This window comes from Arthrobacter rhombi (assembly GCF_900163545.1).
In the GTDB taxonomy this organism is placed as follows: Bacteria; Actinomycetota; Actinomycetes; order Actinomycetales; family Micrococcaceae; genus Arthrobacter_H; species Arthrobacter_H rhombi_A.
This window is the reverse complement of the sequence record NZ_FUHW01000008.1, coordinates 1-13,345: the sequence shown is the minus strand read 5'-3', so window position 1 is coordinate 13,345 and position 13,345 is coordinate 1. Positions and strand designations below refer to the sequence as shown.

Here is a 13,345-nt window from a genome sequence, read left to right as displayed (position 1 = left end):
TCACTACGAGGACTTCCACCCGCTGCCCGCGTACCCAACCTCAGTGGTCAATACACCTAGCCGCCGCGACGCGCCCCGCTCCAACAACGGGAACGTCGCATTCCCCACGCTGTAACCCGTACCGAGGAGAAGTTGGACGTGGCTGAAGAGGAACACATTTCCCACATTCGCAGTGGCTTGACCAGCCAGCTGCCGGACCGCGATCCGGAGGAAACCGCCGAATGGATTGAATCCTTCGACGGTCTGGTCGAGGCCCAGGGCACCGAACGGGCCCAGTTCATCGTCCGCTCTCTCCTGCAGCGCGCGGGTGCCCAGAGCGTCGGTGTCCCCATGGTGACCACCACCGACTATGTCAATACCATCCCCGTGGACCAGGAACCCGAGTTCCCCGGACACGAAGAGACCGAACGTCGTTACCGCGCCTGGATGCGTTGGAATGCCGCCATCATGGTCCACCGCGGCCAGCACCCCGATATCGGGGTCGGCGGGCATATCTCCACCTACGCCGGTGCGGCCACGCTCTACGAAGTGGGCTTCAACCACTTCTTCCGCGGCAAGGACCACCCCGGCGGCGGCGACCAGGTCTTCTTCCAGGGCCATGCCTCCCCCGGGATGTATGCCCGCGCCTTCCTGGAAGGACGGCTGACCGAGGAGGACCTCGACGGCTTCCGCCAGGAAAAGTCCAAGGAGGGCCATGCGCTGCCTTCCTACCCACACCCCCATTCCATGCCCGACTTCTGGGAATTTCCCACGGTCTCCATGGGGATCGGCCCGTCCAACGCCATCTATCAGGCCCAGCTGAACCGCTACCTGCATAACCGTGGCATCAAGGACACCTCCGACCAGAACGTCTGGGCCTTCCTGGGCGACGGCGAGATGGACGAGCCGGAATCACGCGGCTTCCTCCAGTTGGCAGCCAACGAACAGCTGGACAACCTCAACTTCGTGATCAACTGCAACCTGCAGCGCCTTGATGGCCCGGTGCGAGGCAACGGGAAGATCATGCAGGAGCTCGAAGCCTTCTTCCGCGGTGCCGGCTGGAACGTCATCAAGGTCGTGTGGGGCCGCGAATGGGACGATCTGCTGGACAAGGACGACACCGGCTCGCTGGTGGACATCATGAACCAGACGCCCGATGGCGACTACCAGACCTATAAGGCCGAATCGGGCGGATTCATCCGCGAACACTTCTTCGGCAAGTCTCCGCAGACCAAGGAACTGGTTGCCGATCTGACCGACGCCCAAATCTGGAATCTGAAGCGTGGCGGCCACGACTACAACAAGATGTATGCCGCGTATAAGGCAGCCACAGAGTTCAAGGGCAAGCCCACGGTCATCCTGACCAAGACGGTCAAGGGCTACGGACTGGGCAACAGCTTCGAGGCGCGCAACGCGACCCACCAGATGAAGAAGCTGACCCTTGATGATCTGAAGGGGTTCCGCGATCACCTGCGGATCCCGATCACCGATGAGCAGCTCGAAGCCGACCCGTACGCCCCGCCGTACTACCACCCGGGGATGGATGCCCCCGAAATCAAGTACATGATGGAACGTCGTGCGGCTTTGGGCGGTTCGGTCCCCGAACGTCGGACCAAGCACACGCCTCTGCACCTGCCCGAGGACAAGGCCTACGCGGTCGCCAAGAAGGGCTCGGGCAAGCAGCAGGCGGCCACCACGATGGCCTTCGTGCGTCTCCTCAAGGACCTCATGCGGGATAAGGACTTCGGGGAACGCGTGGTCCCGATCATCCCCGACGAGGCACGTACCTTCGGCATGGATTCGCTCTTCCCCACGAAGAAGATCTACAACCCGAAGGGCCAGAACTACCTGTCGGTGGACCGCGACTTGATCTTGGCCTATAAGGAATCCCCTCAGGGTCAGATCCTGCATACCGGTATCAACGAGTCAGGTTCGGTAGCTGCCCTCACGGCGGCGGGAACCTCCTACGCCACCCACGGCGAACCGTTGATCCCGATCTACATCTTCTACTCGATGTTCGGGTTCCAGCGTTCCGGCGACTTCTTCTGGGCCGCCGGCGACCAGATGACGCGTGGCTTCGTCTTGGGCGCTACCGCCGGACGGACCACGTTGACCGGTGAAGGCCTGCAGCACGCGGACGGGCATTCCCCGATCCTGGCCGCAACCAACCCGGCAGTGGTCTCCTACGATCCGGCCTACGGCTACGAGATCGGGCACATCGTCAAGGCTGGTCTGGCCCGGATGTACGGGGGCGAGCATGAAGACCCCAACGTCATGTACTACATCACCTTGTACAACGAGCCGATGCTCCAGCCTGCAGAGCCCGAGGGCTTGGACGTCGAGGGACTGCTCAAGGGCATCTACCTCCTCTCCCCGGCCACGGTCGACGGGCCGCGAGCCCAGCTACTGGCCTCCGGCGTTTCGGTACCGTGGGCCCTGGAAGCCCAGCAGATCCTCGCCGAGGAATGGGGCGTCTCGGCAGATGTCTGGTCGGTGACCAGCTGGAACGAGCTGCGCCGCGACGGGCTGGATGCCGAGGAAGAAGCGTTCATGAACCCGGGTAGCGAACCCCGCGTGCCCTATGTGACGCAGAAGCTGGCGGGGGCTACCGGTCCGATCGTCGCGGTCACCGACTTCATGAAGGCCGTGCCGGACCAGATCCGTCAGTTCGTCCCCAACGAGTTCGCGACCCTGGGTGCCGATGGCTTCGGTTTCTCCGACACCCGTGCCGCTGCCCGTCGCTTCTTCAAGATCGACGCCCACTCGATGGTCGTGCGAACCCTGGAAATGCTCGAACGCCGGGGCGAGGTCGCCAAGGACAGTGCAGCCCAGGCGTTCAAGAAGTACCAGATCGACAACGTGAACGCCGGCACGTCCGGCACCGCCGGGGGCGATTCCTAACCCCGACCCTTGGTGTCGACGGCGAAAGAAACGCCGTCGACACGTCCGGGCGGTGAAAGTCCCCCGGTCACCTGCTCTGGCAGGTGACCGGGGGACTTCTTCTTTTGTAGTGTTCCTCCAAAATGGAGCCACGGGCCACCAGTGCGTAGGGTGGACGCATGACAGACGAACGTCCGGGCACCGGATCCCCGCGCATCCGCCCCGTGCGTCAGCCCAAGGCCAGCCCGGAGACGCTGAAACGCTTGAAGTCCCATCTGGGTATCCTTTCCACGGTCGCCCTGAAGCATCTGGACCAGTCACTTCCCTGGTATCGGGGGCTGCGACCCCAGGAACGCGCGGCACTGGGCCTGGTCGCCCAGAAGGGTATCGCCTCCTTCGTCTCCTGGTACGAACGCCCTAGTTCCCCACAATGGGTCCTCACCGATGTCTTCGGCACCGCACCCACCGAGCTCACTCGCTCGATCTCCTTGCAGAAGGCGTTGCAGCTCATCCGCACCATCGTCGAGGTCGTGGAGAACCAGGTCCCCGAGCTGGCCCCCGATTCCGAGCAGGTACAACTACGCGAGGCAGTTCTGCGCTATTCCCGGGAAGTCGCCTTCGCCGCCGCTGACGTCTACGCCAGGGCCGCCGAATCCCGCGGGGCGTGGGATAGCCGGCTCGAAGCCCTCGTCGTGGACGCCGTGCTGCGAGGCGAAAGCCCCGACGCCCTGCGCTCACGTATTGCCGCCGTCGGGTGGACCTCGCAGTCGGGGATCCACGTCATTGTCGGCAGTTCCCCCGAGGATGCCGGCGCCACCTTCGTCGGTGACCTGCGCCGCGCCGGGCAGCGGGTGGCCAAGGACTGCCTCGTGGGGATCCAGGGTGACCGGCTGATCCTCATGCTCGGCGGGGTCCGGGAGCTGGAAACCACATTCTCCCGGCTGGCCGAGTACTTCGGCCCCGGACCCATCGTCTCCGGCCCTGAAGCTGCGAGCCTACGCGATGCTGCAGCGAGCGCCCATGCCGCCTTCGAGGGGATTGCCGCAGCCGGCGCCTGGCCGCTGGCCCCGCGCCCGGTCGCGGCCGATGACCTGTGGCCCGAACGCGTCATGAACGGCGACGCCGCAGCCCGCACCGCCCTGATCAACGAGATCCACAAACCCTTGGTTCGCGCAGGAAATGGCCTCGTGGAGACGCTATCCAGCTATTTGGCCCTGGGCCATTCATTGGAGGGAACGGCCCGCGAACTCTTCGTCCATGCCAACACCGTGAGGTACCGGCTCAAACGGGTCTGTGACGTCACCGGATGGGACCCGTTGGTCCCCCGGGAGGCCTTCGTCCTGCAGACGGCACTCGTCGTGGGACGACTGGAGGCGACCGAGTCGTTGTAGGATTCCTCTAAAGCCCCTCGCGCAGCTTCGTGCCGCAAGACACCCGTCATGTCCCCGATCTTTGGAAAGCTGGAACAGTGCTAGCAATCGTGTGCCCAGGACAGGGCTCCCAGACCCCCGGATTCCTCGAACCCTGGTTGGAGGTGCCCGGCGTCGCCGACCACCTCGCCCGACTCTCCGAGCTGACCGGCCGAGATCTGGTGGTCCACGGAACCGTTTCCGATGAGGCGACCATCAAGGACACGGCAGTCGCCCAACCGCTCATCGTTGCCGCCGGCCTGATCGCCGCCCGCGCCCTGCTCGGTGAGGCTGGCCTGAGCCAGCTTCCCGCCTCGACCGTCCTGGCGGGGCACTCCGTTGGTGAGATCACCGCTGCCGCCTTAGCCAACGCCCTTCCCGAGGCCGACGCGATGGTCTTCGTGCGAGAACGTGCCAATGCCATGGCCGAGGCCGCAGCCGTCACCCCCACCGGCATGGCAGCTGTCCTCGGCGGGGACCCCGAGGAGGTTGCCGCGACGCTGGCAGCCTTTGGACTGACCGCAGCCAACGCCAATGGCGGAGGACAGACCGTCGCAGCAGGGACCTGGGAGCAGATCGACGCCCTGGTCGCCTCGCCCCCCGCCAAGGCCCGCGTGATGCCGCTGAAGGTGGCAGGGGCCTTCCACACCAAACACATGGCCCCCGCAGTCGGCACGCTCCAGGACCTGCTCCCCTCGCTGCACCCTGCAGATCCAGCAGTAACGCTGCTGAGCAACTACGACGGCGGGGCAGTCAGCGACGGCGCAGCCAACCTCTCCAGCTTGGTGGCGCAGGTCTCCCGTCCGGTCCGCTGGGACCTGTGCATGGAGACGATGGCCGCTGAAGGTGTCACCGGCATCCTGGAACTGCCGCCGGCAGGAACCCTGGTGGGGTTGGCCCGCCGCGGGCTGAAGGGGCTGCCAACGATGGCGCTGAAGTCCCCCGAGGATCTCGAGGCGGCCCGCGAATTTATCAACGAACATGGCCAGACGGCCACCGCAGAGGACAGGAACTAACGTGAGCGCAGTACTTTCCCAGAACAGCCCGCGGGAGTACACCCGCATCATGGGTGTGGGTGCCGCACGCGGAGACGTCATCGTCACCAACGAAGACGTCTGCCAGTGGATCGACTCCTCCGATGAGTGGATCCAGAAGCGGACGGGCATCGTCACCCGACGCCGGGCCGACGCCGAGACCTCCTTGGTCGACCTGGCCGAGACCGCTTCCCGCCAGGCACTGGAAAACGCTGGCATCGAAGGATCCCAGCTCGGTGCCGTCATCATTTCCACGGTGACCTCCCCCTATGCCACCCCCTCTGCGGCCTCGGCACTGGCCCACCGGCTGGAAGCCACCCCGGCCCCGGCCTTCGATATCTCGGCGGCCTGCGCCGGCTACTGCTACGGCGTCGCCCAGGCCGATGCGCTGGTGAAGTCCGGTGCCGCCGAGTATGTTCTGGTCGTCGGAGCCGAGAAGCTCTCGGACATCATCGACAACCACGAACGCACCATCTCCTTCCTGCTCGGCGACGGTGCCGGCGCGGTCATCGTGGGGCCTTCAGACACACCGGGTATCGGCCCCTCGGTATGGGGTTCGGATGGCGGGAAATGGGATGCCATCGGGATGACCCATTCAATGCTGGATCTGCGCGATGTCGCCGTACAGGCCGAAGAAGACCCCGCAGGTGACGCCATGGTCGCCGGCACCGAGGCCAAGCTGTGGCCCACCCTGCGCCAGGACGGCCAGACCGTTTTCCGCTGGGCCGTCTGGGGCATGGCGAAGGAAGCCAAGCGCGCCCTGGATGCTGCCGGCATCACCGCCGATGATCTCTCCGTATTCCTGCCGCACCAGGCGAATATGCGCATCATCGACGAAATGGTCAAGCAGCTCAAACTGCCCGAAACCGTTGCCGTCGCCCGCGATATTGCCGATACCGGCAACACGTCCGCCGCCTCGATTCCGCTGGCCATGCACCGCATGCTGCAGGAACGTCCCGAGCTCTCGGGAACCCTGGCCCTACAAATCGGGTTCGGCGCGGGCCTCGTCTTCGGCGCGCAGGTCATCGTCCTGCCCTAGGCTGTTGACCGGACATCACTAAAGTTCACCGTCCGCAGGGCGGGAAAAATCGTCGGGAGAGTCCCGGCACCAAAGAAAGGGAGCCTCATGGCTAGCAACGAAGAAATCCTGGCCGGCCTCGCCGAGATCGTCAACGAAGAAACCGGCTTGGCCACCGACGCAGTCCAGTTGGACAAGTCGTTCACGGACGACCTCGACATCGACTCCATCTCCATGATGACCATCGTCGTCAATGCCGAAGAGAAGTTCGATGTGAAGATCCCGGACGAGGAAGTCAAGAACCTCAAGACCGTCGGCGACGCCGTGAACTTCATCGCGAACGCCCAGGCCTGATCGATTCCGGTTCTTCCCGTGGGCCCCGCTAGGGCAGCCTGAACCGGGAAGCCCAGGTCTTCTGGGTGGTCCGCCGAACGTGGCGGACCACCCCACCTAAACCTCAAGCGCAGAGCAACCTGCTCTACGCACCCAGCAATACAGCACAGAGAGTATGTTGATGGCTCGCAAAGTAGTAATCACCGGCCTCGGCGCGACAACGCCGATCGGTGGGGACGTCCCCACCCTCTGGGCCAACGCCCTCAAGGGTGTTTCCGGCGCCCACACTTTGACCGCCGATTGGGTCGAGAAGTATTCCCTGCCGGTCCACTTCGCCGCGAAGGCCTCTACTCCGGCTGCGGAAGTCCTTTCTCGGGTCGAGCTCAAACGCATGGACCCCTCCACCCAGTTCGGCGTCGTGGCCGCACGGGAAGCCTGGAAGGACTCAGGGATCGAGGATGTCGACCACGACCGCTTCGCTGTCACCTTCGCCACCGGCATTGGCGGCGTATGGACGCTGCTTGATGCATGGGACACGCTGAAGGAGAAGGGTCCTCGCCGTGTGCTGCCGATGACCGTTCCCATGCTGATGCCCAATGGGCCGGCAGCTGCCGTGAGTCTAGATCTCGGGGCGCGGGCCGGCGCCCACACCCCCGTGTCCGCGTGCGCCTCGGGAACCGAGGCCATGCATATGGGGCTCGAGCTGATCCGTTCCGGCAAGGCGGATGTCGTGATGTGTGGTGGTGCCGAAGCGGCTATCCACCCCATGCCGATGGCCTCCTTCTCAGCCATGCAGGCGCTGTCTAAGCGCAATGACGATCCCGAACATGCCTCGCGCCCCTATGACATTGACCGCGACGGCTTTGTGATGGGCGAGGGCGCTGGCGCCCTGGTCCTCGAGGCAGAAGAGCATGCACTGGCCCGTGGGGCTCATATTTATGCTGAGTTGGCTGGTACCTCGGTTACCGCAGATGCCTACCACATCACCGCCCCAGACCCCGAGGGTCTGGGTGCCACCCGGGCGTTGAAGGCAGCCATGTTTGACGGTCTCATTCAGCCCGAGGACGTCGTGCACGTCAACGCGCATGCGACCTCCACGCCGGTGGGCGATAAGCCCGAATACACGGCGTTGCGCGCCGCGTTGGGCAACCGGCTCGATGAGGTCTGCGTTTCGGCCACGAAGTCGCAGATGGGTCACCTCCTGGGCGCCTCGGGTGCCGTTGAATCCGTGCTGACCGTCCTGGCCGTGCAGGAACGCAAGGCCCCGGTGACCATTAACTTGGAGAACCAGGATCCGGAGATCCCGCTGGATGTCGTCACCGGAAGCCCCCGCGAACTGCCTTCCGGGCAGATCGTGGCACTGAATAACTCCTTCGGCTTCGGCGGTCACAACGCCGTGGTGGCGATCCGCAGCGTCTAGTCACGCCCCGCTCGCAGACAAGGCCCGCACCCAACGGTGCGGGCCTTGTCGTTTAATCTCAAGACCTTCGGAGACGAAGAGTCATCTGTAGGACAACACGACTATTCGACTGCTCTCCTGATCGTTGCGTGCCGGGAACTGGTCGGCAGGACGATCTGGAGAGCGATGGCATCCAGAGAGGGTGTGTGGAGTTAGCCGACCTGGTGGAGCCAGCGGACCGGCGCGCCTTCGGCGGCATGGCGGAAGGGATCGAGTTCTTCGTCCCACGCTTCACCGAGGGCAAGGGAGAGTTCTTGGTAGACGGCCGCGGGATCGCCGGCGCCTTGTTCATAGGCGAAGCGGATCCGGTCCTCGCCGACCATGATGTTGCCTGCGGAGTCGGTGGCGGCATGGAAGATGCCGAGTTCGGGAGTGTGTGACCAGCGGCTTCCGTCAACGCCACGACTGGGTTCCTCGGTGACCTCATAGCGCAGGTGGGCCCAGCCGCGGAGGGCGGAGGCCAGTTGCGCACCGGTACCTTGGGGTCCTGCCCAATGGATTTCCGTGCGGTACATTCCGGGCGCGGCGGATTGCGGCGTCCAGTTGAGGTCCGTGCGTTCATCGACGACGGACCCGATGGCCCACTCGATATGTGGGCACAACGCTGTCGGGGCTGAGTGTACAAAAAGTACGCCCCGGGTCATGGGTACAGACATGCCATCCTCCAGTTCCTGTTGGTACGTCTTCCCCAACGACCACAGTCACTTTTGGAGGCCAGCACATGCTGCCTGATTTCATTGTGCCCGATTCCGGTGCGAATCTCCACCGTGACGGGCCGTCCCGGGTTTTTTATCGCGGCACGAGGCGTCAGGCGCGTGGATGCGCCTGCTGATAGCTATTGCGTAAACGGTCCACAGATACGTGGGTGTAGAGCTGGGTGGTGGCCAGTGAGCTATGACCAAGCAATTCCTGGACGGTCCGAAGATCGGCTCCACCATCAAGCAGATGGGTGGCCGCGGTGTGGCGCAGGGCGTGTGGTCCCCGTGCTGCGGTATCGCCCAGCCCCTCCAAGGCCCGTTGGACCATCGAACGCACCTGTCGTGCGCCCATGCGCGCACCTCGCTCCCCCAGGAACAAAGCGGGACCCGAACCGTTGATGGCCAGATGGGTCCGGCCGCGGCTGATCCAATCGCTCAGTGCTTGGTGTGCGGGCTGCCCGAAGGGGACGGTACGCTCTTTATCTCCTTTGCCCAGGACGCGCAGGGTTCGCCGATCATGATCGATGTCGTCGACATCCAGGCCGGTCAGCTCCCCCACGCGGATTCCTGTGGCGTAGAGCAGCTCGAGGATGGCCCGGTCACGGTCGGACACCGCCCGTTGCCGTGGCGTTGGCGCGGCCCCGGACTCAGCCTGCGGTTCGTCGTCGAGGAGCCGGTGCATCTGGGAATCCTGCAGGACATGTGGGAGCCGTTTGGCGTTCTTGGGTGATCTCAGCCGGAGCGAGGGGTCAGCCGGAATGATTTCTTCACGCAGGGCCCATGCCATGAATGTGCGCAGCGATGCCGCATGTCTTGCCAGAGTTGCCGGGGCCTTGCCGCGGGCCTGTTGCTCGCCCAGCCAAAGGCGAAGAACGGCCAGGTCGATTTCAGCCAAGGCCTTGATGCCGTGCTCGGTAGCAGCGAATTCGAGCAGTGAGGTCACATCGCTCAGGTAGGCCCTGCGGGTGTGCTCGCTCCGGGAACGTTCCAATGCCAGATACCGCTCGAAGCCATCCAGTGCCACTTCGTACTCGACCGGAAGACCGCTCGCGTCTCGAGCCCCGGCGGCCGACCCTGCTGCTGCCGGGTCCACGGAATGCGGCTCACTACTCATATTCTCAGTTTGGATTGGTTTGTACGGTAACCGGTGCTGCCACGCCGCACTCTTGGCAGGACACCCCGTCGTTTGGATAGGACTGGTTCAGCCCCCATGGCGGCGTCGCCAGCCGTCGGCACTGGATTCAGCAAGGCCTCGGGCCTGTAACCGGCTGAGCCCACCGAGGACTGCTCCGATACCCAGCCCGGAAACCGTGGACAGCTTATCCGGGGTGGCCGGCTGGCGGATGGGGAGGGCATCCATGAGCAGTAGATCTTGGATATCGAGCCCGTCATGGGGTCTGGTTTCCTCCGCTTGAACTCCTCTGTCACGGACTGAGTCCCCGCTCGTGACGGACTGGGCCATGGTGCCAAGCATCTCGAAGGCTTCGGCAGCATCGGTAATGGGGATCGCCGATCCTTCCCGCAGGAGTCGATGACAACCTGCTGAATTGGCCGAGAACACCGATCCGGGTACCGCCCCGACATCGCGCCCCAGTTCACTGGCGCGCCGGGCAGTGGTCAAGGCTCCCGAGCGCCAGCGTGCTTCGACAACCAGCGTCGCCCCACACAACGCGGCGAGCAACCTGTTGCGTTGCAGGAACCTCCAACGAGTCGGTGCCGTCCCCGGGGGAACCTCGGCGAAGAGCATCCCGTTGGCTTCGACCCGGCGTAGGAGTTCATCATTTCCTGCCGGGTAGAAACGGTCCAACCCCCCGGCCATGACGGCCGCCGTTGCCAGGCACTCATGGCCAGATGCCGCGTGAAGTGCTGCCTCGTGGGCGCGTGCGTCGATACCGTAGGCACCACCGGAGACGATCGTGATTCCCCGGGCACAGAGTTCGGAGACGATCTGGCTGCCCACTTGTCGGCCGTAGTCAGTGGCATCCCGGCTTCCCACCACGGCCATCAGGGCGTCCTTGACTGGCAGCTGCTGGGGAGGAACTGTCCCCCGCCACCAGAGACATAGCGGGGCGCCGAGGCCGAGGTCGTCAACTTGCGCCGGCCAGGCGGGATCTTCGGGGACGAGCAGGCCGCCGCCGAAGCGCCGGATGGTTTCCAGATCCAGTGCCGCCCCCGAGGCGTCAACGCGCGGCCTCCATCGCTCGAGTCCCGCGTCGAGGCGGTGGGCACCCCGGGTTCCTGCTTCGCCACCCAGGAGTTCGGCCACTGCCTGTTGTACGGCGGCTGGTGCTTTGCCGGTGGTCGTACTGATCAACCGATAGGCCTCCACCGGACCGCTAACAGCCACGAGGGCGGTCCCGGTCAGGTCGTTGGGTTCCATCAGTCGAGACAGTCCGGCGCGCGCGACGAGTATTTCTGCTTCGACGCTCATGGTCTTCCTCCTCGTGCGTGGTGGCGTAGTTGCAAGGCCACTTCGATATCGCCTTGCCGCGGGCATTCCTGTCCTCCCAGATCACTGATGGTCCAGGCCAGGCGAAGCACCCGGTGGTATCCCCTGGCCGTGAGCAATCCTCGCTCGACCTGCCGATCCGCAGTGGCGGTGACGTGCCCGGGCAGGGCTAGTTCGTGGCGCAGGATGGTTCCCGAAAGGTCGGCGTTGCGGCGCAGCCCCAGCGCCTTCAGACGGCGGCGTTGAGCCTGTCGTGCAGCGGCCACCCGGCCGGCGACGGTGGCGGAGGTTTCCTCACCGCGTCCCGTCCCCAAATGCACCGAGTTCACTCGAGGAACTTCGATCTGCACATCGATACGGTCCAGCAGGGGCCCCGAGAGCCGGTCAAAGTAGCGGCGGCGTTGCATCGGTGTACACCGGCAGTCCAGGGCTTTGCCCGTGTTCTGTCCGCAGGGGCAGGGGTTCGCTGCGAGCACCAGCTGGAACCTGGCCGGGTAGGTGGCGATGCCTCCGGCACGGTGCAACGTGATCTGCCCAGATTCCAGCGGTTGGCGCAGACTGTCCAGAGATTTGGAACTGAATTCCGGTGCTTCGTCCAAGAACAGGACCCCGCGGTGGGCACGCGAGGCGGCCCCCGGTCGAGGAAGTCCTCCCCCTCCACCCATGAGGGCGACCATGCTCGCACTGTGATGCGGACTTTCATACGGCGGCCTCAGCAGCAGCTGATCCATGCCTGCCGTCCCGCGATGCAGCGAATGGATGGCTGTGGCCTCCATCCCCTCGACGGGATCCAGATCGGGCAGTAGGCCGGGTAGCCGTTCGGCAAGCATCGTCTTGCCCGCACCGGGAGGACCCACCAGCAATAAGTGGTGTCCACCGGCCGCGGCAACCTCCAGAGCGAAGCGTGCCAACGGCTGGCCGAGCACATCGCAGAGGTCGGCGCGTTCGGTGGCCGCGCCGGGCAGTTCGGCGGTGGTGCCCGGCGCTGCGGTAGGTGTCCGTACCTGCGCCTGGACCCTAGGCGGGACCACGGTATCGAGGCAGCCATAGTCCGAGAGAACTTCGCCCAGGTGACGGTAGGCGCTGATATGGGCCCCGGGGACGAGGCGTGCCTCGGCCGCGTTGGCTTCGGCCACCACCACTCGTGGCCTTCCTGCCCTCACTGCTGCCATCACCGAGGGGAGGACTCCGGCGACGGGGCGCAAGGTTCCGTCCAGGCCGAGTTCGGCCACGTAGACGACGTCGGGAGGATTCTCGATCTCCCCCGCAGCGGCAAGTGCCGCGACGACGATCGCGAGGTCACTAAACGCGAATGACGTTTTTACCGTGGGCCCAAGTAGCGTCCGAGGAAGAGTTCCAGGTCGTCGATCTCCTTGGGCGCCCGCACCTTGTCAAGGGGTCGGGCCATTTGCTTTGAAAAAGTTTCCGGAAATGGCTAGGTAGCTAATTCCCACCCGGGACCTGACATGCAAGCAGTGATCAAGATAGCACCCCTTGTCTAACCGAATGCTGACTAGGCACGATTCGACCGAGTCCCGTCAGGAACCGGCAATAGAGTTGCTTCTGAGACGAGGCCTCTCCCTTTCGGTCGATCAGATATCGCCGTGTAAAAAACCGCTTGTTATACCTATTTAGGGGTAGCACAATGGGTTTTCTCTCGCCTGCCACAAAATCAGCAAGCTCGGCGTACGCAAACGCAAAAAAGGCCGCCCGAAATGGGCGACCACACGCTCACTTACCTGCACTCTTGGCTGAGTTCGTAACCCTCCGCGCAATCGATGCCCTGAGACAGATCAAAGTCTTACTGACGCCGGAACAAGTAGCGCGAATCCATGCCGCTGTCCCCACCTCTGGTGGTGGGAACCGTGCATAACGAGCCACTCCTGTCCCCATCGGCACTGCGCGCAGCCTCAGAGGTCGTTGAGTCCGCACCCCCACTGACTGAAGCCCAACGGGCTGAGCTAAGACTGATCCTCGCGCCTTCTGCACTGCACAATTTGGTGCCAGTAAAGGCCATCCTCGCCGCCTAGGTGTATTGACCACGGACGTTGGTAACGCTCCGGGGTAGTTGAAATAGGGAAGACCT

Annotated in this window: 10 protein-coding genes; 6 read left to right on the top strand and 4 right to left on the bottom strand. The window is 64.3% G+C overall.

What is annotated here, in order from left to right:
* Nucleotides 1-138 precede the first annotated feature (138 nt).
* The 6 genes from aceE (at nucleotide 139) to fabF (ending at nucleotide 8,073) form a co-directional block, all read left to right on the top strand.
* Nucleotides 139-2,880 carry a pyruvate dehydrogenase (acetyl-transferring), homodimeric type gene (aceE, locus tag FM101_RS01590; RefSeq protein WP_086994496.1) on the top strand — a complete coding sequence of 914 codons (2,742 nt, stop codon included), beginning with the start codon at nucleotides 139-141 and terminating at the stop codon, nucleotides 2,878-2,880.
* A 158-nt stretch (nucleotides 2,881-3,038) separates the two neighbouring features.
* Nucleotides 3,039-4,250: a PucR family transcriptional regulator gene (locus FM101_RS01585; RefSeq protein ID WP_086994493.1), complete on the top strand. Its 1,212-nt coding sequence runs from the start codon at nucleotides 3,039-3,041 to the stop codon at nucleotides 4,248-4,250.
* 77 nt (nucleotides 4,251-4,327) lie between these two features.
* On the top strand, nucleotides 4,328-5,284 hold the full coding sequence (locus tag FM101_RS01580) for an ACP S-malonyltransferase (protein WP_086994491.1): 957 nt from the start codon (nucleotides 4,328-4,330) through the stop codon (nucleotides 5,282-5,284).
* A gap of 49 nt (nucleotides 5,285-5,333) precedes the next feature.
* A complete protein-coding gene (locus FM101_RS01575; protein WP_241895371.1) occupies nucleotides 5,334-6,341 on the top strand; it encodes a beta-ketoacyl-ACP synthase III in 1,008 nt (335 codons plus the stop codon).
* An 87-nt stretch (nucleotides 6,342-6,428) separates the two neighbouring features.
* On the top strand, nucleotides 6,429-6,674 hold the full coding sequence (locus FM101_RS01570) for an acyl carrier protein (protein WP_086994485.1): 246 nt from the start codon (nucleotides 6,429-6,431) through the stop codon (nucleotides 6,672-6,674).
* A gap of 160 nt (nucleotides 6,675-6,834) precedes the next feature.
* The gene (gene fabF, locus FM101_RS01565; protein ID WP_086994500.1) at nucleotides 6,835-8,073 is read left to right on the top strand and encodes a beta-ketoacyl-ACP synthase II; all 1,239 of its coding nucleotides are present in this window, start codon (nucleotides 6,835-6,837) and stop codon (nucleotides 8,071-8,073) included.
* 191 nt (nucleotides 8,074-8,264) lie between these two features.
* Here the strand turns inward: fabF and FM101_RS01560 are convergent, their stop codons facing one another.
* The 4 genes from FM101_RS01560 to FM101_RS01545 all read right to left on the bottom strand — a co-directional run bounded on the left by FM101_RS01560 (nucleotide 8,265) and on the right by FM101_RS01545 (nucleotide 12,551).
* On the bottom strand, nucleotides 8,265-8,768 hold the full coding sequence (locus FM101_RS01560) for a DUF3145 domain-containing protein (RefSeq protein ID WP_086994482.1): 504 nt from the start codon (nucleotides 8,766-8,768) through the stop codon (nucleotides 8,265-8,267).
* 151 nt (nucleotides 8,769-8,919) lie between these two features.
* Nucleotides 8,920-9,924, bottom strand: a complete 1,005-nt coding sequence (locus FM101_RS01555; protein ID WP_086994479.1) for a tyrosine recombinase XerC — start codon at nucleotides 9,922-9,924, stop codon at nucleotides 8,920-8,922.
* Nucleotides 9,925-10,011: 87 nt separating this feature from the next.
* On the bottom strand, nucleotides 10,012-11,241 hold the full coding sequence (dprA, locus tag FM101_RS01550; protein WP_086994476.1) for a DNA-processing protein DprA: 1,230 nt from the start codon (nucleotides 11,239-11,241) through the stop codon (nucleotides 10,012-10,014).
* Nucleotides 11,238-12,551, bottom strand: a complete 1,314-nt coding sequence (locus FM101_RS01545) for a YifB family Mg chelatase-like AAA ATPase (protein ID WP_086994473.1) — start codon at nucleotides 12,549-12,551, stop codon at nucleotides 11,238-11,240. The genes dprA and FM101_RS01545 overlap by 4 nt, the downstream gene beginning before the upstream one ends.
* Nucleotides 12,552-13,345 lie beyond the last annotated feature (794 nt).